General features: G+C 40.0%; 16 protein-coding genes. 9 read left to right on the top strand and 7 right to left on the bottom strand.

Annotated features, from left to right (window positions below; translation table 11 throughout):
* Positions 1-33 precede the first annotated feature (33 nt).
* On the bottom strand, positions 34-531 hold the full coding sequence (locus ABEQ24_RS09260) for a DinB family protein (protein WP_430006517.1): 498 nt from the start codon (positions 529-531) through the stop codon (positions 34-36).
* Positions 532-930: 399 nt separating this feature from the next.
* Here ABEQ24_RS09260 and ABEQ24_RS09265 point away from each other — a divergent pair, with 399 nt between their 5' ends.
* On the top strand, positions 931-1,533 hold the full coding sequence (locus ABEQ24_RS09265; RefSeq protein WP_430006518.1) for an alpha/beta fold hydrolase: 603 nt from the start codon (positions 931-933) through the stop codon (positions 1,531-1,533).
* Between the two features lie 353 nt (positions 1,534-1,886).
* Here ABEQ24_RS09265 and ABEQ24_RS09270 read toward each other — a convergent pair whose 3' ends face one another.
* A complete protein-coding gene (locus tag ABEQ24_RS09270) occupies positions 1,887-2,537 on the bottom strand; it encodes a DUF3885 domain-containing protein (protein ID WP_430006519.1) in 651 nt (216 codons plus the stop codon).
* A 62-nt stretch (positions 2,538-2,599) separates the two neighbouring features.
* Between ABEQ24_RS09270 and ABEQ24_RS09275 the strand changes: the two genes are divergently transcribed.
* On the top strand, positions 2,600-3,295 hold the full coding sequence (locus ABEQ24_RS09275) for a hypothetical protein (protein ID WP_430006520.1): 696 nt from the start codon (positions 2,600-2,602) through the stop codon (positions 3,293-3,295).
* 387 nt (positions 3,296-3,682) lie between these two features.
* Here ABEQ24_RS09275 and ABEQ24_RS09280 read toward each other — a convergent pair whose 3' ends face one another.
* The gene (locus tag ABEQ24_RS09280) at positions 3,683-4,237 is read right to left on the bottom strand and encodes a hypothetical protein (protein ID WP_430006521.1); all 555 of its coding nucleotides are present in this window, start codon (positions 4,235-4,237) and stop codon (positions 3,683-3,685) included.
* Between the two features lie 242 nt (positions 4,238-4,479).
* Here ABEQ24_RS09280 and ABEQ24_RS09285 point away from each other — a divergent pair, with 242 nt between their 5' ends.
* The 7 genes from ABEQ24_RS09285 (at position 4,480) to ABEQ24_RS09315 (ending at position 17,629) form a co-directional block, all read left to right on the top strand.
* A complete protein-coding gene (locus tag ABEQ24_RS09285) occupies positions 4,480-5,616 on the top strand; it encodes a DEAD/DEAH box helicase (RefSeq protein WP_430006522.1) in 1,137 nt (378 codons plus the stop codon).
* Between the two features lie 335 nt (positions 5,617-5,951).
* The gene (gene nirB, locus ABEQ24_RS09290) at positions 5,952-8,321 is read left to right on the top strand and encodes a nitrite reductase large subunit NirB (protein ID WP_430006523.1); all 2,370 of its coding nucleotides are present in this window, start codon (positions 5,952-5,954) and stop codon (positions 8,319-8,321) included.
* Positions 8,322-8,367: 46 nt separating this feature from the next.
* Complete coding sequence (gene nasC, locus ABEQ24_RS09295) at positions 8,368-10,515, top strand: assimilatory nitrate reductase catalytic subunit NasC (RefSeq protein WP_430006524.1); 2,148 nt, start codon at positions 8,368-8,370, stop codon at positions 10,513-10,515.
* Positions 10,516-10,687: 172 nt separating this feature from the next.
* Positions 10,688-13,099 carry a nitrite reductase large subunit NirB gene (gene nirB / locus ABEQ24_RS09300; RefSeq protein WP_430006525.1) on the top strand — a complete coding sequence of 804 codons (2,412 nt, stop codon included), beginning with the start codon at positions 10,688-10,690 and terminating at the stop codon, positions 13,097-13,099.
* Positions 13,100-13,135: 36 nt separating this feature from the next.
* Positions 13,136-13,456, top strand: coding sequence for a nitrite reductase small subunit NirD (gene nirD / locus ABEQ24_RS09305; protein ID WP_430006526.1), 321 nt, complete (start codon positions 13,136-13,138; stop codon positions 13,454-13,456).
* Between the two features lie 52 nt (positions 13,457-13,508).
* The gene (cobA, locus tag ABEQ24_RS09310) at positions 13,509-14,279 is read left to right on the top strand and encodes a uroporphyrinogen-III C-methyltransferase (RefSeq protein ID WP_430006527.1); all 771 of its coding nucleotides are present in this window, start codon (positions 13,509-13,511) and stop codon (positions 14,277-14,279) included.
* Between the two features lie 182 nt (positions 14,280-14,461).
* A complete protein-coding gene (locus ABEQ24_RS09315; RefSeq protein WP_430006528.1) occupies positions 14,462-17,629 on the top strand; it encodes an ATP-binding cassette domain-containing protein in 3,168 nt (1,055 codons plus the stop codon).
* Between the two features lie 134 nt (positions 17,630-17,763).
* Here the strand turns inward: ABEQ24_RS09315 and ABEQ24_RS09320 are convergent, their stop codons facing one another.
* The 4 genes from ABEQ24_RS09320 to ABEQ24_RS09335 form a co-directional block, all read right to left on the bottom strand.
* On the bottom strand, positions 17,764-18,969 hold the full coding sequence (locus ABEQ24_RS09320) for an MFS transporter (protein WP_430006529.1): 1,206 nt from the start codon (positions 18,967-18,969) through the stop codon (positions 17,764-17,766).
* 483 nt (positions 18,970-19,452) lie between these two features.
* The gene (locus ABEQ24_RS09325) at positions 19,453-19,635 is read right to left on the bottom strand and encodes a YfhD family protein (RefSeq protein WP_430006530.1); all 183 of its coding nucleotides are present in this window, start codon (positions 19,633-19,635) and stop codon (positions 19,453-19,455) included.
* 84 nt (positions 19,636-19,719) lie between these two features.
* Entirely contained in the window at positions 19,720-19,848 is a 129-nt protein-coding gene (locus ABEQ24_RS09330) for a YfhE family protein (protein WP_083328406.1), read from the bottom strand.
* 329 nt (positions 19,849-20,177) lie between these two features.
* A complete protein-coding gene (locus ABEQ24_RS09335; protein WP_430006531.1) occupies positions 20,178-20,735 on the bottom strand; it encodes a GNAT family N-acetyltransferase in 558 nt (185 codons plus the stop codon).
* Between the last annotated feature and the right edge of the window lie 399 nt (positions 20,736-21,134).

Raw genomic sequence — 21,134 nt, forward strand, 5'->3', positions numbered from 1 at the left:
GCTTCTTTTAAATTCCATTAAAACAGGAGCGCTCTAAGACCAATCAACCCCGCCCCAAGAAGATTGTAACTTCCTAAGCAAAACAATTTGTCCAATATGATAAGAATCATGCATCATAATACTGCTGATTAAGCGCTCTATGGAGGGCCTGTTCGCTGCATACGGGGCTTTTAGCTTTTCGTCATCCAGTTCCGCGATGACGGTTTTGAATTGATTCATGACTTCATCAAGGCGCTGTAATGTTTGGACCCAGCCCTTTTCGTCTTCCGGATCCCCAGGTTTTGCAAAGGTTTCTTCATTATCCTTTATTTTATGCGGGTTTTTTGTGCCCTTGATTCGATGAATGACGTCATCATTCCAATAAATCAAATGGTTGACAATCTGCCATATCGAATTGCTCTTTCCTGAACCTGTCCATGATGCTTCAGGCGCGGTTACTCCATCAAGCGCCTGCTCCAAGGATGCAAACCAGTCATTCTCGCGCCAATGCATGTCGAGCTGATTTGAAAAAATGTTGGTTACCGTTTGCATACATCCAGTCTCCTCACTTATTAGGGTAATCTTTCAAAATGAAAAACAGTTGAAAATCCTGCAAACATTGATTCAGGGTAAAAAAATTCTCATCCTTCTATTCTGCTCATCCAGCTTATATTCCTGCATCTTGACGACTTAATCTCATGAAGATTCTGCTATTACGACAGCAAATGAACCCTCTTTGTTCTTGATACAGGTGGCTTCTATGCTTTTATGTGGGTTGCCAAAACCGTCCCCATGTTTTTAAACAATTAACCAGATACGATATATGACCATGTAGAAATTAAACCAAATTTAATAGATAGTGAGACACCTGCTCTGATAAACTTAGATTATAAGAATTTTCCAATTCAACTCATAAAAATATTGTTTTAACTTGATAAGGGAGGAATAGTTTTGGGTAAAGGAACCATCTATAAAAAGGATGGGAAAAGGCTGATCACTCAGCATTACGATAACTATCTAAAGTCATTTCCTTTTGATGTAGAGCAGATTTATGTTGATAAGAGCTACGGTAAAACGCATGTGCTTGCAGCAGGACCGCCAGAAGGGAAGCCTGTTTTTGTTTTCCAGGGAGGCAATTGCATTAATCCTATGACGTTATCCTGGTTTTTGCCGCTCACAGTAAAATACAGAGTGTATGCGCCAGATACGATCGGTCATCCGGGGTACAGCAGTGAAGGCAGAATTTCGGCGAAGGACAATAGCTTTGCCCTGTGGATAAAAGAATTGATGGACCACTTTCAGATAGCAAGCAGCGCATTTGTCGGCCCTTCTTACGCTGCAGGGATTGTTTTGAGATTGGCGGCCTTCATGCCGGATAAAATTGACTGTTCTGTATTGGTATCGCCTGCAGGAATAAGCTTGGGTTCCAAGGTTAAAATGATTCAAAAAATCTTACTTCCGTTACTCTTGTTTAATGGAATTTCATCGCAAAGACATCTTGATAAGATTGCTGATACTATGTCAGATTATAGTATGAAGGAAATTGATAAGTAGATTATTGGGGATGTATTTAAATATATTCGGCTTGAACAGGAAATGCCGAAATTAACTACGAAGGAAGAACTGTCAGACTACAGCGCACCCACTTTGATTATAGCAGGCACAAAAGATATCTTTTTTCCTGAAAGCAGATTGAGTAAAGCCGCAAAAAGAAATCATACCTAATTTAACTCCGTTCAAGAGCTATGAAATGGGGCATTTCCCGTCTGAAGAACATCTGATTAAAATTAATCACGACATTGCGGAGTTCTTAAAAATGCATTACTAATCATGCCTTTGAGCTTAGTGTTATTGGAAGTCAGCACTAAGCTTTTTCAACCAGTTTTCCTTGCTCCACAATACATCCCCTACCCAAACACCCCATCAATCTCCTCCCGGTCATAATCCAGTATCCACTCATTAAGCTCGTGATAAAGCGGGAGTAAATCTTCTTTTCTCGATGCAATGACATCACAGCCCCGGTCATCGTAGAGATGGTAAATCATTTTTCTGGTGGTATTTATGAAGTAAATGTCGATTCCATTTCTGGGGTACCCTTTTAAAATGTTAGTAGGGTGCGGGAAATCTTCATAGCTGATGGCAGCCAGGAGCGCTCTGTATCGGATGTCGCTCTTTTTACAGGGAAGAATGAATCGGTGTGTGACCATCTCTTCTTCAGAGAAAGCATTTGAAATTGTCTTATGCTGCAGTATTAGCCTCAGCTCTTTGTTTTTTATGTATTTTTGATACAATTTTGCAGGTCTTTTCTGCAGGAAATGGTCGTTCTTTTCGCAGTGAATGTCGGTTATTAAAAGCACGTCATTTCCAGGTTGAAACACTTTATTGAATAGTCCTGTGCTTCGTTCTTCGATTTGGCGAAGGTTGCGCTTGTCCTCATGTTCCATCCAGGGGATAGCAATTTCAAAGCGAATACCGTATTGAGACGAATAGAAGAGGGGTGGTTCAAGTTTAAGATTGTTAAAATGTTCTTTTAAAAATTCAGATAAAGTATCTTTCATATTTCCTCCGGTTAAGTGTGGATTATAATTGAAATAAATTCTTTAGTCAGGAGTTCGACAATATGGCAGATGCAAGATTATTTATGGCTATCTATATTCCCGAAACCCCATTTGTTAATGAAATCGTTAGACCGAAGAAGTTAAAGAAGCATAACTATGAATTGGCAGAGAATAAAAAGATAGATAATACGCTTTTTCATTATATTTACAAAAAGGTTGCAAAACAACTTCACTGCTACTACTTAATAGCAGATCCAGATGATGCGTTGGAGAGGTACCTATTTGTAGAAAACAATGAGTTGTATGGTGACTTTATTTCGAGGTTTCGGGATGGAGGCAGCCGGTATTGGGAAACGGGAATGGACGCCTACTTGGATGTAGACGATCCGGAAGATGTTCTGAATAGGCTGAAACATGCGTACAGCAAGCATTTTTATGAAGAAGGTGAGCCCATGCCTTTGTGCCATATATATGGACAGCGGATGTGGCATGACAGCGCCTGTCTAATTGCTAACCAGGCAGCTTTAGTGGAATTAAGAGAAGCCATTGATGTTGCACTGAAGTATAAAGAGGCAAGGATTGGATTATCGCCATCTGATGGTGAGGGTTATGATTTGTACATCAAATGTGTGGAAGATGATTATAATTGGGAAGAGTTACAAATGCCTTACCATGATAGAGATTGTTATGTCCCTGATGAAAAAGAAGAACGTTCTCCATTTGAGGTTTTCAGGAATTATAAACACCACTTGGAATAAGCAATAAGCTAGTGCTTTAAAATGAACCATGTTGCCTTTGATTAAAAGCTGAGGGGCTTATCTTTCAGGAACAAAACCTAGGAATACATTCCCGGGTTTTGTTTGAGTTCTTCCACTTAAAAAATCTTTCCATCAAGAAAAACTAGTATCAAAATCAATCTTTCTAAACGAACTATGCTTTGAGTCCATAAATTTTATTAGAGTGTTTTTATGATATGTTAAGTATTTTTCCAGAATGCTTGTACTTTTCTGGAGATATTCTGCTCCCGCTGTACAAACTTTAAGTGGATTGCAGCGGATAAACTTGAGATGGGAGACCCGGTACGTCCCCTACCAACATATAGAAATGCTCAAAGCAGATGTTAGGTCTCTGAACAGGTTCCTAACCTACAATAGATCATCTATTGTTTTTTTGATATTTTCATATGTACTAGGTTGGGTTATTTTTTTTAGTGAAGTTAATGATATTGTTTTTCTATTTGGAAAATGCAAATCTAAGTCTTTCGTTAATGCAACATAAAATTCCCATTGCGTTACATTTAATGGATTAATTAATTCTATGCTTTTTTCTTTAAGCAAACAAAAAACATATATGTCTGCATTCCGTTTAACAGTAGTGCTGTATTTATTTGTTTCATAGTCATATTCTTTTCGTGCCTCAATATTAAAAATGATGTTTGAATATTTCTCCTTATGCCATGCTTGAATAAATGCAGAAGATTTCACTTCAACCTTTAAGTCATTATAAATTAAATCAAATGAGTCCCATTCAACCCGAGCTTTATTTAGGCAGCCAAGAGCGGTTCCAACTAAAAATTCAGCAAAGATTCCCCTTAGATTGTTAGTTAGTATATTTGAAAATCCCCATTGCCAAAAATCTAAAGCGGTCTGATTTGCTCCAATTATTTTACTTTCCGGTTCAATAGGAAAATTATTATGCATTTTATAATCACTTCCTAGTATATTTTAGGCAAACTACCAGTTTTCTAATACACAAACGACCTGCCTCCATTTTACACCATTAAGCAAACCATTATGCTTCGGAAGCAAGAGAACCGTCCCCGTGCTTCATTACTGCTAGAAATAACATGAGCTGTTTTTCCCTCAGCAGAATTGGTATATAATAAGAAAATGCGTCTTTCATTATGAAAGACAGACTTCAGATACGAAAAGGTGAAAAACAAATGAACAGTACATGGTCAATGCTTAACGAAGCAAAACCATTTTTACAGGAAGCCTGGAAAAAGGCTTCATATACAACACCTACTGCTATCCAGGAAAAAGCCGTGCCTGCCATATTGGACGGCCGCGATGTGATAGCTGAATCACCGACCGGAACAGGCAAAACGCTTGCTTATCTGCTTCCGCTTTTAGAGCGCATCAACGCAGAAAGTAAGGGAGTACAAGCGTTAATAATGGCATCTTCACGCGAATTAGTCATGCAGATCCATCAGGAAATTCAGAAATGGTCTGAAGGGAGCGGAATCCTCGGGGCAAGCTTCATCGGCGGAGCGAATGTGAAAAGACAGCAGGAAAAGCTGAAAAAGCGCCCGCAGATTATCGTTGGTACACCGGGCCGTGTCTCTGAGCTGATTAAACAAAAGAAAATCAAAATGCATGAAGTGAAAACAATCGTCCTTGATGAAGGCGATCAGCTCCTACAGCCTGAACATTTAACAGATATCAAAAACATCATCAAAACAACACTGAAGGACAGACAGCTTTTGCTGTTTTCGGCAACCCTTCCGGAAAAGACAGAAGCAGAAGCGAAAAGCCTGATGCAAAACCCGGAAGTCATTAAAGTAAGCAGAGATGAAAGTATCCAATCACAAGTCGATCACATTTACTTCACTGCAGAAGCGAGAGATAAAATTGATCTTCTTCAAAAGCTTTCAAGAGTAGAAGGGGCTAAAGCGATTGCCTTTGTAAAAGATATCGGCAATGCTGCTGTATTAGCGGAAAAACTGATGTACAAAGGATTGCCGCTTGGCATTCTTCACGGGGATTCTACAAAGCGCGAGCGCGAAACTGCCATTAAAAGTTTCCGTACAGGGGAGTTTCCGATTCTTCTTGCAACAGATGTAGCTGCAAGGGGACTTGATATTGAAGGTGTAACGCATGTCATCCATTATGACCTTCCGGAAACGGTTGAGCAGTATGTTCACCGCTCGGGCAGAACAGGCCGGAATGGAGCAGACGGAACGGTCGTTTCACTTGTAACAGAACGGGAAGAGCGTGAACTGAAGCAAATTTGCAGAGGCTTAAAAGTTGAGCTTCATAAAAAGCGTTTTTACAAGGGTGAAATTGTAGAATCTAAATAAAAGGAATTGTCCTATAAAATGAAGCAGGCAGGAAAAACAAATGTTATTTCCTGTCTGCTTTTTTATGTAGGCTTTTTTCATAAACTTTGTTGTTATCAGACTCCATGTTACAAACTCGAAGTGGATTGCGGCGGAAAGGAACGGACAACATTTATAACCTAAAACAATAATTATGCGAAAACAAACTTCCTGGACAGTACCATTCTTATGTTTCCCCTCACTTATCCACATCACAAATCATGTAAGGAAATGTAACATACTTACTACTTTTTTAAAAGAAATATGAAATAATGAAAATCTCAACTACCACATTTAAGGATGTTGGAGGTTTCAAAATGACTAAACAAAAAGTAGTAGTAGTAGGAAACGGTATGGCAGGCGCACGATGTGTGGAAGAAATGATTAAGAATGATCCTGAAGCGTTTGAAATTACCATTTTTGGCAGTGAGCGGCATGTTACCTATAATCGGATTTTATTATCTACCGTTCTGCAGGGCAGTATGACTTTTGATGATCTTACAATAAATGACCTTAATTGGTATACAAAACATAATATCCAGCTGTTTACAGGTGAAACGGTTGTGAGTATCGATACGTTGAATCAAATGATACAAACAGATAAAGAGAGGAAGGTATCTTATGACAAGCTAATTCTGGCCACAGGGTCTGTTCCTTTTTATCTTCCTGTTCCAGGAGTTGATAAAGAGGGAGTAATCACATTCCGTACAATTGATGATTGCCGGAAAATGATTGAAAGTTCGCTGCAATATAAAAAAGCGGTCGTTATTGGAGGAGGATTATTGGGTTTAGAAGCGGCAAGAGGACTATTAAATCTGGGAATGGAGGTTAGTGTCGTCCATATTTCAGCATATTTAATGGAGAGGCAGCTTGATCAGACAGCATCCATCCTTCTTCAAAAAGAACTCGAAAGGCAAGGCATGCATTTTCTGTTAAATAAGAAGACAGAAGAGATTATCGGAAACGGCCGTGCAGAGGGCGTCCGTTTTCAAGATGGAACAGAAACAGCGGCAGATTTAGTGATTATGGCAGCAGGCATCAGACCCAATATAAAGCTTGCAAAAGACAGCGGGATTCATACAAATCGGGCTATCACTGTAAACGACTATTTGGAAACAAGTGCTGCCAATATTTACGCTGTCGGAGAATGTGCAGAGCACCAGGGAGTCGTTTACGGACTGGTAAAACCTCTTTATGAGCAGGGAGCTGTAGCAGCTAAACATATTTGCGGAATCAAAACTCAAGGTTATCAGGGATCCGTCCTTTCTACTCAGCTGAAAATTTCAGGAGTGGATGTATTTTCAGCAGGACAGTTCGCTGACCTGGATTCAACAAAATCAATAACAGCATTTGATGAGCTTGACGGCTGTTACAAAAAGGCGGTTTTTCAAGATGGAAAACTTATTGGTGCTGTTCTTTTTGGTGATACAAAAGCAGGTGCAGCGTTATTTGATTTGATCTTGAAACAAAAAGAAATTTCCTCAGAGGAGAGGAATGCATTGTTCCAATCCGCTTCAACTCCCGGCGGACGTTTGATTGCTGAAATGGCAATGGGCGATGTGATTTGCAATTGTAACGGAGTAACAAAAGGAAATATCGTCGAAGCTGTTCAAACGAAAGCATTAACAAGTTTTGAACAAGTGAAAACATGTACAAAGGCATCAAGTTCTTGTGGAGGCTGCAAGCCGGCAGTAAACGAGCTTTTCCTCTATATAAATAGTGATGAATTTGATGAAGTGATTGAAAAAAAGAGCATGTGTTCATGTACGGATTTAACAGAAGAAGAAGTCGTGCATCAAATGCAGCTCCAAAATTTATCATCTAATCAGGAAATCATGAATGCACTTGGATGGAAAAATAGGGAAGGCTGCTTAACCTGTCAGCCTGCTCTAACGTATTATCTGGGAATGATTTACCCGGAGTATGAAAAGAGTCAAAAAATGATTTTTATCAATGAAAAAATGAATGCTGTTCGGCAGGGAGATGGGCTCTACACGGTGATTCCCCAATTGTACGGTGGAATCACAAATCCTGAAGAACTCAGGAAAATTGCGGATGCAGCAGATAAATACAGCATCTCGCAGGTTGCTGTAACAAGTGAACAGCGAATTCATTTAATGGGCGTTAAAAAAGAAGACCTCAAAGGGATGTGGGCTGATTTAAATATGCCGTTATCCTCTAAGGCCGGCAGCTATGTTCAAAACATTAAAACGTGTACGGGAGAGCATATCTGCAGGTGCGATAAACAGCAGTCGCTAAAGCTTTCTGTGGCTTTAGAAAAGAAACTTGCCCTCATTTCAGCGCCGTATCGGCTGAAAATAGGTGTTTCTGCCTGTATGCACAATGGGGCAGGGTCCACAACGAAAGATATAGGCATTATGGGAATTGACAGAGGCTGGGAAATGTATATCGGAGGGAGCAGCGGACGCAATGTGCGGGCGGGGGATTTATTATGTGTCGCCAGTACAGATGAAGAAGCGATTCATATCACATGCGGACTGATTCAATATTACCGTGAGACAGCCAATTATTCAGAAAGGACATGGCAATGGACCCAGCGCATGGGTTTGCTTCATATCAGGGAAGTGCTGTTTAATCAGGATCTTATCTTGCAGCTTCTTCACTATTTTGAAAGGGATGCCTCAATGCGAAAAAATGCAATGGAGAACCAGCAGTTTATTACTTAGCATTTTTGTTGAATGATCAAGTGAATTTTCAGGAGGATGTGAGAGCTTGACAGAGTTATTATTGAAATATTTCCGCGAGAAGCAGCTGGAAGTCCAATCGGAAAAATCATATGATACACAATGTCCATTTTGCAGTATGCAGTGTAAGATGCAATTGCTTGAACAATCGATTGTCACAAGAAAAAAATACATGACAATTGGCAAAGACAATCCGGTTTCAGAGGGGCGTTTATGCATAAAAGGCATGAATGCACACCAGCACGCTTTGCATAATGATCGTCTTAAATATCCGTTATTAAAAGTAAATGATGAATTTATTCAAGTTTCCTGGGAGGAAGCATTGAACCACATAAAAGAAAATTTTGCTGAAATTCAAGCAGCAGATGGGCTGAATGCTTTGTCTGTTTATGGAAGTGCTTCGATTACAAATGAAGAAGCGTATTTACTCGGCAAATTTGCAAGAGTGGCTTTGAAAACGAAATACATCGATTATAACGGCCGTTTGTGTATGTCTTCGGCTGCATCAGCTGCAAGTCAAACATTTGGGATGGATCGTGGGCTGACAAACAGCTTAACCGAAATACCATTCACCAAGTGTATCATTTTGGCCGGGACGAATCTTGCGGAATGCCAGCCGACAATTATTCCTTATTTTGAGAAGGCGAAGGAAAATGGAGCTTTTATCATCGCGATAGATCCAAGGGAAACGGCTACAACGGAACTCGCTGACTTACATATGAAAGTTAAACCAGGGAAGGACGCAGCATTGGCTAATGGATTCCTGAACGTGCTGATTGAGGAGAACCTTATTGACCATGCGTTTATCAGGAATCGCGTGAATGGATTTGAGGAAGTAAAAGAGCATGTTTCTTCTTTGGATTTGGAGGAAATTGCTCAAATGACAGGTGTTTCGGCAGATCAGATCCGTCTTGCAGCAAAAACGTTCGGGCAGGCAGAATCAGGAATGATTTTTACAGCGAGAGGGGTTGAACAGCAAACAGATGGATCTGCAGCTGTCCGGAATTTCCTCAATATTCTCCTCGCAACAGGGAAGATTGGAAAGCCTAACTCAGGTTATGGAGCCATTACCGGACAGGGAAATGGTCAGGGGGGAAGGGAGCATGGTCAAAAAGCAGATCAGCTGCCGGGATACCGCTCTATTGAAAACGAAGAACATAGATCATATATTGCAAGTGTTTGGGGAATCGATGAAGGAGATTTACCGGGAAAAGGTGTTTCTGCATATGAAATGATCGAGAAAATACATGAGGGTGAAATTACAGGCATGTTTTTGATGTGTTCAAATCCTATTGTCTCTAATCCAAATGCTGATTTTGTCAAAAAAGCATTAAAAAAATTAAAGTACCTTGTCGCTGTGGATCTGTTTGTTTCAGAAACTGCAAGATTAGCAGACCTTATTTTACCTGCTTCCTCCTATCTGGAAGATGAAGGAACAATGACAAATTTAGAAGGCCGTGTCACTTTGCGTGAAGCAAGTTTTCCATCCCCTGGAGAAGCGAAGCATGATTGGCAAATCATTTGTGATATTGCATGTGTTCTGGGAAAAGAAACGTATTTTTCCTTTCAATCTCCTGAAGAGATTTTTAATGAATTAAGAGAAGCAAGCCGCGGAGGAACAGCTGATTATTATGGCATTACATATGATCGTCTAAGAAAAGAAGGCGGAATATTGTGGCCATGTCCAGCTCTTGATCATGAAGGGACAACAAGATTATTTGAACAGTCATTTGCGCATGCGGATGGCAAAGCGGCTATGGCTTTAGTTCCAAACAGCCCAAAAGTTCCGAAAGAAGAACCAACTAAAGAGTTTCCATTATATTTAACAACAGGGAGGGTCATGTCACACTACTTGACCGGTGTGCAAACAAGAAAAAGCTCAACACTTGCAGCCAGAAACTTCGAATCATTTATGGAAATTCATCCTAAGACGGCCAAGAAATATCACATCCCCAATCATACTCTAGTGAAAATTGAGTCCATACGGGGCAGTATTATCGTCAGAAGCAGGTGGTCTGAAAAGATTCGACCCGATACTGTTTTTGTCCCATTTCATTGGGCAGACACTCAAAATATCAATCTGCTAGTTTCAAAAGATTTAGATCCGGTATGCAAAATGCCTGGGTTTAAGGTGAGTGCAGTTAAAATTGCACCTTTTGCGGAACCAGCACACTAATTCTCAAAATACTCTAAAACCGGCTGCGGTACAGCCGGTTTTTTAATTGGAACAAAAAAATTAATATTTTAAATAATTTAAAAAAACAATGTCAGAAAACCTTACACAAGAAGTTAAGTTTAGTTTTTGCTGTGATATAGTTTAAGAAACTTTCTAAGAGGAGGAACGCCAAGTGAAGAAAAAGCTAATTCTTATCGGTAATGGAATGGCGGGCGTCAGAACCATTGAGGAGGTATTGAACGTATCAAAAGAAGAATTCGAAATTAAAATTTTCGGAAGTGAACCGCATCCGAATTATAATAGGATTTTGCTGTCAAAGGTCTTGCAGGGAGATACAGAAGTTAAGGATATTACATTAAATGACTGGGATTGGTATAAAGAAAATAACATTCAATTACATACAGGAGAAACGGTCACAAAGATTGATGCGGAGTTGAAGGCTGTTTATTCTGATTCAGGAAGAGTAGAGGTTTATGATGAATTGATTTTAGCTACTGGATCTCTTCCTTTTATTCTTCCAATTCCCGGTGCAGACAAAAAGGGTGTTACGGCTTTTCGTGATATTAGGGATACAGACGAAATGCTTGAAGCCTCAAAAAAATACAAAAAAGCTGCTGTAATCGGAGGGGGATTGCTTGGGCTTGAGGCAGCAAGGGGACTTTTAAACTTAGGTATGGATGTCTCTGTGGTACATCTCTCGCCAAATCTGATGGAGCGTCAATTGGACCCTATAGCCGGAAATCTTCTGCAAAAAGAACTGGAAAATCAGGGGATGAAATTCCTTTTAGAAAAACAAACGGAAGCGATCATGGGAGATGATCGCGCAGAAGGATTGAAGTTTAAAGACGGTACGGAAATTGAAGCTGACTTAGTCGTTATGGCAGTGGGCATCAGACCGAACGCGGAGCTTGCAAAAGAAAGCGGACTTTCAGTAAACCGCGGAATTGTTGTCGATGATTTTCTGCAGACCAATCTTCCTCACATATATGCTGTTGGAGAATGCGCAGAACATAACGGAATTGCTTACGGGTTAGTTGCACCGCTGTATGAGCAAGCGAAAGTATTAGCTGAACAAATTTGCGGAAATAAACCAAATCCTTATAAAGGGTCCGTTGTATCCACTCAATTGAAGGTTTCAGGTGTAAACGTATTTTCTGCAGGCGATTTTATGGAAGGAGAAGACAAAAAAGCAATCAAGGTTTTTGATGATCACGATGGAATTTATAAAAAAATCGTATTGCGGGGGAATCAAATTGTCGGCGCCGTTTTATTTGGAGATACAAATGACGGCAGCCGCCTGCTCTCAATGATTCAAAAGCAAGCAGATGTTTCGGAGATATCAAAGGTAACCATTCTTCAGCCTGCAGGCGAAATGGCTGGATCAAGCCTCGTAGAGAGCATGAGTGCCGAAGAGATGATTTGCGGCTGCAATGGTGTATCAAAAGGAGCCATTGTTCAGGCAATCCAAAAGCAGGGATGCTCATCAGTTGATGAAATAAAAGCTTGTACCAGCGCTTCCCGTTCTTGCGGAGGCTGCAAGCCGCTTGTTGCAGAGCTGCTGCAATACACGCTTGGAGAAGATTTTGATGCAGGCTCTCAAAAAGAAGCGATATGCGGATGTACAGAACTGTCAAGAGATGAAATTGTCGATGAAATTAAAGCTAAAGGATTGTCGCATACAAAAGAAGTCATGAACGTTCTTGGCTGGAGTTCTGAGGAAGGCTGTTCAAAATGCCGTCCGGCTCTTAATTATTATTTAGGAATGGTAAAGCCTACAGAATATGAAGATGAGAGAGAATCACGTTTTGTAAACGAGCGCATGCATGCGAACATTCAGAGAGACGGAACATACTCGGTTGTACCCCGGATGTACGGCGGAGTAACAAATGCCAAAGATTTAAGGCGGATTGCTGATGTGGTGGATAAGTATGAAATTCCGCTGGTGAAAGTAACCGGCGGACAGCGCCTGGATTTGTTTGGCGTGAAAAAAGAGGATTTGCCGGATGTATGGAAAGAACTTGATATGCCTTCCGGTTATGCTTACGGCAAATCTCTTCGTACAGTGAAAACGTGTGTTGGAGAGCAGTTCTGCCGCTTTGGCACACAGGATTCCATGTCGCTTGGAATTGCCCTTGAAAAAAAATTCGAAGGTCTGCAAACTCCTCATAAAGTAAAAATGGCTGTCTCTGCCTGCCCGAGGAGCTGTGCAGAATCTGGATTCAAAGATATCGGGTTCATTGGCATTGAAGGAGGATGGGAACTTTATGTCGGCGGAAATGGCGGCACACACGTACGCGGAGGAGACTTATTGATCAAAGTGAAAACAGATGAAGAAGTGATGGAAATCACAGGGGCTTACTTGCAATATTACCGCGAAACGGCAAATTATTTAGAGCGTACTTCTGCATGGATAGAGCGCGTTGGACTGACTCATATTAAATCTGTATTGGAAGATAAAGAAAAATGCAAACAGCTTAATGACCGAATGAATGAAGCTCTATCTGTCTATAAAGACCCTTGGAGAGAAATTGTAAATAATGATAAAACGAAGAAAGAATTGTTTGCGAATGTCGTCATGTCTTAAAACAGCGGTCTGAAAAGATTAGGGGGGAACTCATTCATGGTAAACAACAGTTTAACTAAAGTGCTCGTTTGTGCAGCTGATGAACTTCCAGAACGTTTAGGAAAAACGGTTCGTATTGAAGGCAATGAAATTGCGGTATTCAGATTATCAGACGGGCGAGTCCGTGCAGTCGAAAACCGATGTCCTCATAAAGGAGGAGTGCTTACAGAAGGAATTGTCAGCGGCGAATATGTTTATTGTCCGATGCATGACTGGAAGATCTGTTTAGAAGATGGCAACGTCCAGGAGCCGGATGCAGGCTGTGTCAAAACGTATCAAACAATCATAGATGACAATGAAATTTACCTTCTTTTATAGAATGGGAACACGTTATTGCAAAAGTATGAATGAGCAGATTGGGAGGTAAAGGATGAAAAAGGGAAAAGTCTATATCGTTGGAGCTGGACCAGGTGATCCGGAATTAATTACTCTCAAAGCTGTGAAATGTCTTGCGGCAGCGGATGTCATTCTATACGACCGTTTAGTCAATCCAGTCCTGCTGGAACATGGAAAGGAAGAAGCTGAGTTCATATACTGCGGTAAAACCCCTGGTAATCATTGTGTCTCACAGGAGGTTATTCAGAAATTGCTCATCGAAAAATCTCATCAAGGTAAAACTGTTGTGCGTTTAAAAGGCGGAGATCCATTCATCTTCGGGCGGGGCGGAGAAGAGGCGGAAGTTCTTGCCCGACTCGGCATTACTTTTGAAATCGTTCCTGGAATAACAGCAGGGATAGCGGCTCCTGCTTACGCTGGTATACCTGTTACCCACAGGGAGTTTGGAGGTTCCATAGCATTTGTCACAGGACACTGTAAAACAGGTAAACCGGATAACATCCGATGGGATTATTTAGCTAAAGGTGTTGATACTATTTCCATTTACATGGGAATGAAAAATCTTCCTTATATATGCAGGAAGCTTCAATCCTGCGGCAAAAATCCCGAAACGCCAATCGCTGTCATTGAACAAGGAACGACAATGAATCAGCGGATAGTCACAGGTACTCTAGAAACAATAGTGAACTCTGTTAGAAATGAAGAAATCACAAATCCAGCCATGATTATTATAGGAGAAGTTGTTAAATTGTCGGAGCGTTTAGCTTGGTTTTCACAAAGAAAAAGAGAGAAGGTATTTATTTAAGGCTGACCTTTTACATTGTAAATGCGTGTCAACTGCTTTGATTTACAATCGGGCGCTTATCTATAATAAGGTAAGTGTCTTTTTTAATGGAATAAAAGATTGAGTTCATAGTATGCTTTTGAAATAATTGGTATTAAGAAAACATGGAAAGACTAAATTTAGAGAATTGAAAGGATATCACAATGAAAATAAATCAATTAATTTCGAACAATATCAACAAATTAGATGTAATACTGCCGGCAGATAAATCGTTGGGAGTTGCTGGTTTATCCGGATCTGGAAAAACCACATTTTGCAAAGCTATTGGTGAAGAATCCAAGAAACGTCTCGTTTCCTTATTGCCAAAGGCAGAATATCAGTATTTATTTTCTACTATAATGGAAACGAATTTCAGTGCCATCAAGATGGAAGAAATACCTTTAGTTCTTTTCCTTGGGAAATCATCGATTTCTTCTAATCCTCGTTCAACGATTGGCACCCATACAGGTGTGTTTAAAGAGATTCGTGCTGCTCTTGCTGAAAAATTTAATCTTTCACCAGAAGTCTTTTCCTTTAATAATGCATTAGGCTGGTGTCCTGAATGTAAAGGACGGGGTACTACCAAAAATGTCGAATGTAAAAAATGCGGGGGCAGGCGTTATAATCCGGAAGTTGAGCAATATAAGATCGATTTGTGGAATCAGCCGCATAGTATTTCCGATCTCAACAATTTAAGTGTTGAATCGATTTATTCTCTTTCAGAGGAATTACATATTAATGAGGCAAAACAGCATATTCTTAAAAATATAATCAATATGAATATTGGCTACTTAACATTAAATCGGATCATGGGAACATTGTCAGGAGGGGAATTAACACGGCTTTACCTGGCAGAATTCATGGCAGTAAGTGTTAATACCGTGATTATTATTGATGAAATCTCAGTAGGCCTTGATCATCAAACCCTTCTGAAAATTTTAGAACAGATTCAACAATTAGGACATAAAAATCAAATTTGGCTTATTGATCATTCTGATACAGTGCTGGATACGGCGGATGAGCAATTGTTCTTTGGACCTGGCAGCGGTAAATACGGCGGAAAAATTGTTGAAGAATCACCTCGTCCAAAACCTGTTTTTATGGAACGAAATCAGGAAATGCCAACAGATTACTATCAATTTCATGATCTATACTGCCGTAATATTCAAATGGCTGACATTCAGATTCCGAAAAATAGACTTATAACCTTTACTGGTGAGTCGGGATGCGGTAAATCGACCCTTGTAAATGAGTGTATCTCAAAGGATTTTCTGAAGCGGTACCCAAAAGATAAACTGGTTATGGTAGGACAGGATCGAAACCAGTCGATTACAAGCCGGTCAACCGTTGCGACCTTTCTTGATATCAAAAAGAAACTCACCAAATACAGTGACGATATTGATGACCTTTTTCAGCGCTCAATTGAAGATATTATCCAGGAGCTTCCAAATGAAGACGTCGCTTATAAACGCTTGAGTTTACTGATCAAACTGGGACTTGGTTATTTGACGCCGGAAAGAAAAACACAAACCTTGTCTACAGGTGAATTTCAATGTGTTCATTTAGTTTCTGAGCTGTTTTCAAACTCAAGAAACCCCCATACGCTGTTTATTTTTGACGAGCCTTCAAAAGGTTTATCACAAAATATTTTAAACCAATTCATTGATAGTGTAATGGTCATTCTTCAGGATGAAACTGTTTCAATCGTGATGATTGAACATAATGCCTATATGTTAGAAAGCTCTGATTTTATTGTTGATTTTGGTAAAAGACAGCTTGAACCTGTCGAACATCTTGATGTAGTCAGTCATGATGATTATTATCGTCAAGAAAAGAGTGCAGATCGAGTTTCACCATTGCATATTTTTTCAGCACTCAAGCAGCAAAAGGGTATTCGCTACTTAGAAGAAAATCATATCGCCTATTATAAAAGTGCAGAAAACGTCTTTAAGGGCGGCATCTTAAAAAGCTTGTCATCAATGGCCCGTCTGATTTACGGGGAATATGAATCTGATACCATTGCACCTGTCATTGCCATAGATCTTGAACGGCATTTGTATAGCCAATATAGTTTTCTCTATGAAATTGGCGGCCTGATCAACCATATTGTGGCTTCACATCCGTCTAATAAAGATACTGGCAGTTTCGATTTTTATTTTCACGAAAATCATTGTCCCTGCTGTTCTGGCCGCCGGGTGATTGAAAAATTTGATATAGATGTTGTCATTCAGGACAAAACCGTACCATTTTGGGATGGCCTATTGCATCCAGATGTGATGGAGGTATTAAAATATTATCAATATCCAAAATTACAATTCCTGTTTGATGAGATAAAAATTGAGCTTGGTCAAGATATTAGTAAAAGCTACAATGAAATGACAGAAGCAGAAAAGCATACATTTTTATATGGTTATTGGGAAAAGTCATTTTATGATAAAGCAGGTAAGGCACGGAGAACATGGGAAGGCTTTAATTTAATCATCGGGCGTTATATGTTTATTTCGAAATCGATTATTAAAGAGCATATGAAAGAATCAAAAGAGATGATTACTTGTCCGATTTGCCGAGGAACCGTACTAAACCATCATAAAAAGCTCAAATTTGGCGATGTGGATATTCGGGAGATTATTCATCTGCCGCTTGATCAAGTTATGGAAACGGCAGGGGAACTGCCGGAACTGGTGAAATTGAAATCGATTGTTGGCGGCGATATGTCTTTGACCGAAGATGTCTCCCTGTTGCCAAGAGAAACACAAGTTGCGCTGAAAATGCTTGAACTTGAACTGGCAAGCTTTGTCGGTTATGAAATTGTTTTGCAAAATGTCCTGCCATTCTGGGAGATCATCAAAAACAACATCGAATCCATCAGCAGCAATAATCAAGTGACCATCTGTGATTTTCCCGCTATCAATGAAACAAGAGAAACGATCATAGATAAGTATTTCACAAATGGAAAATACAAAAAACTAACATATGTTTATGAAGCATTTGGCTACAAAAAATTAGTTACCCAAATCAATAAAATGAAAAAAAGCCATCCATGTCCATTTTGTAAAGGAAAGAAAGTGATAACAGAAGATAATCTGCATGATGGTGTGTTTAAATTAACGATTCCATGTGTAAGTTGTCATGAAAGTGGCATCAATGATGAAGGCCGCAAGGAAATCGTAGATGGCACGGACGTGCAAACATGGCTGACTGGCAAAGTAAGCGATGTTGTTGCTGAAAGCGAACTGCCGGAAGCAGTTTCAAATATTCCAATCTTTAATCGGATTCGTGAGTTAAATAAACGGGATATGATGGCGGTTTATCGATGCCTTGAGCAAAGTTAATAATTTTGAAGACTGTTCAGGAAGCAGGTTGAAAACAGCTTGAAACATGCCTGGACCTTTCCAATCAAAAAAACGCTTAGATAACTTCCTAAGCGTTTTTGATTTTAATACCTTATTTGCTAAATGGATGAAGATTAAATTTTAACCGACTTCTTACTGATAACCCAAGTCTTTCTCCATGAAAACTGTGCTGATAGCAAGATTGTCAGTGCAGCAATGCCAACAACAGAAAAAACGGCAAATCCAGCATCGTATGTTCCGGTAATTTGTTTTAAGGTGCCAAGGATGTTTGGTACAAAAAAACCTCCAACACCGCCAGCTGCCCCTACAATTCCGGTAATAAACCCGATTTCTTCGGGAAATCGCTGTGGAACTAATTGAAAGACGGCTCCGTTCCCCATACCAAGGAACAGCATGCCGAGAAACAGCAGAACCGTGACGGCTGTAAAAGATGATAACACGCTGACCCCAAACATGCTGAGTGCTACTCCCGTAAACAGGAACAATAGAAGTTTAACCCCGCCAATCTTATCTGCAATAAATCCTCCCACTGGACGAAAGAAGCTGCCTGCGATCACACATAATGTAACAAAATCACCTGCTCTAACCCTTGTTAAACCGAACTCATCCACAAAGTAGATGCTTAAAAAGCTGGTAAAACCTATAAAACCTCCGAAAGTTACACTGTAAAGCAGACAGAAATACCAAGTATCCTTCATTTTAAATACATTAAAATATTCTTTGACAGGTTTAGGAGCCGGCTGTGATGGAGCGTCCTTTGCAATTAACACATAAATGACGAAGACAATCGATAAAGGGATTAAGGCTAATCCCATTACATTATGCCAGCCAATGGACTCTGCAAGACGCGGACCAAATAATGTTGCAAAAAGGGTGCCGCTGTTGCCGGCTCCTGCTATCCCCATTGCCAGTCCCTGCAAGTGCGGAGGGTACCAGCGGCTAGCCATAGGAAGAGCAGCAGCAAAGCTTGCACCTGCAACTCCAAGCAAGATTCCAATCATATAAAGTTCTGCTAAGCTTTCTCCTGATAACCATCCCCATAATAGGGGGATCATTGTTACAAGCATACCGCCAATTGCTGTTTTCCGGGGGCCGATGCGATCTGTCAGAATACCTAAAATGAGCCGGAATAATGATCCTCCTAAAATAGGAATCGCAACAATCAATCCTTTTTCAGCGGGTGACAGCCCAAAATCCTTTGTAATATAAACACCTAAAGCGCCTAATAAAACCCAAATCATAAAACTGACATCAAAATAAAGAAATGATGCAAACAGGGAAGGGGCATGACCGCTTTTTCTCAAGTTATGTAATTTCAATATCATCACTCCAGTTTTAAATTTTTTAAATATTCACTTAGTCTACTATTAAATAATTGAAATTTCTTTATTCATGTGAGGAAACATGACATGGTTTTAGACAGAGAGGTGATAAATAAAATAAGAGCTGCCTGCTGGCAGCTCTTTCATGGATATCATGATGTCAATCATCGGTGTATAGTTAAAATTTGTAAAAAACAAAGAAATTATGCACAGAAATCCTTAAATATTTATCAACATTAAAGATCCGCAAAATATAAAGGCTCCACAGGTTTATACACAATATCCACAATTTAAAGGGCAGTTGTCCACAATATTATTAAAAAATCTGACAATTTTTTATTTAACTGTATTAATAAGCGGTTGATTAATGTTATCCACAATACCCACAGGTGTGTGGATTGTTTTATCCACAGGTGATTTAAAGGAAAATAAAAAGAGAGTGCCTCATGCACTCCCTCTTTAAAATCATGTCTAAATCTTTTACTTCCCTTGACGCTCATCAGCAGCTTTTGCTCTTGCTTGAGCCGTTTTATCTGCTTGATCTGCGAGTTCAGCCGAATATTCTTCATAAACTCCGTCAGATTCTTTTTTAAGATTTTTTGGAACCTGTGCCAAATTATTTTTGCCTTTGCTTCTAGAATGCTGGCTGTTCGCTCTGCCCATTTTTTAGCCCTCCTGAAGGTAGCTTGAACATCAATGTGTGTTCATATTTAGTTTGATCTGAACAGGAGGAAGGTATGCTGGCAGTTAATGACTTGATTTGCTGTTTATGTATCCGCCGGCACGGTCAGCCATCTTAAATGCTCTTGAATAGGTAACTTCCTGTGCACCGCTTAAAGAATTGCGGGTTTTTTCGCGTTTTCTTTTATCTGCCATTTCGTTCACCCTTTCTTTTATGTCATGAGAAAGTACACTGTTTGCGCTTTGGTGGCAAGCTTATGCGATAAACGGGCGCTTAGACTTTTCTTAGTAGAAAAGAAAGTATAAAATTTTGCGCTTCGCTGTCTAGCTCCACCGCCCAACTCCTCGGCCAGAACAAAATCCCCCAAAAAGTCAAAACCGGACTTTTCGGGTGATTTCTTATCTGTCTGTCGGAGCTAAACGGGCACTTGCGCTTTTCTTGGTGTCAGCACTATTTTTGTCATCTTTATAGAATCTCATACTAAAAAACCTGCTCGAATTGATGTTGAGCAGGTTTAGTGTCATTAGGCTTCTTTAAGATGCTGTTCTTCCATTTCTGAGGCGGTGCGCATCGTATAAAAAGTATATAGGTCTTTAGAAATTTCGTATAAGTTGTAAATATCCTCGCCCTGATTGATTTCGTCAAGAAGAGGCTTTCTTAATTCGTTTGCATTTACAACGTAAGGCAGCTTTTCAGCGGCTTTTGTTGAGCGTACGTTTTTCTTTCTGATCCGGAGAAAAATACGTTCAATGTCAAGCTCAAAAAAGAGTTCGTTGAAAAAAGCATCTTTTGCTGCCTGGTTATAGCCTTTTCCGTGGAATGATTTCCCGAGCCATGTTCCAAGAAATCCGGCATTGTCCTGAATATCAAATAAGCTGATGGTTCCGATTGGAGAGCCCCATTCATCGAGAATGGTACGTGAAATCAATTCCCCGCGCTCTTCTGCTTCAATCGTTTGTTTTGTTAAAAAAAGATATTCATCAATTGATGCTGCTTTGTGGCGCACAAAAGGGAAGACATCAGGGTGAACCATTTGATCATATAGCGGCTGACTGTCTTGAATATCACGTTTTTTTAGCATCTGCTATCCCTCCAACCAGAGGGCAGACTTACAGACTTGTCGTGTTAAAGTCCCACCCTCGAAATTTTTTAAATTAGATAAAAAAATTTCGGGGTGGGAATCGAACCCACTAGGACCAGTTTACTGGTGGCGCACCATTTGCCTTCCCACGCATTTGCATCATTCGGTTTTTAGTAATAACTTCATCAATATTTAGACCTGTGTTTCGATGTCCAGCTGCAGCGCCCAACTCCTCGGCCAGAACGAAATCCCCCAAAAAGTCAAAAGCGGACTTTTCGGGTGATTTCTTATCTGTCTGTCGGAGCTAAACGGGCGCTTCCGCTTTTCTAGCTTATTACTCTTTCCTCTCGTATCATACTCGATTTTTTTTCAAAATGAAACAATTTTTTTTGTTAATTT

This window comes from Metabacillus idriensis, from assembly GCF_050483325.1.
Lineage (GTDB): Bacteria > Bacillota > Bacilli > Bacillales > Bacillaceae > Bacillus_P > Bacillus_P idriensis_A.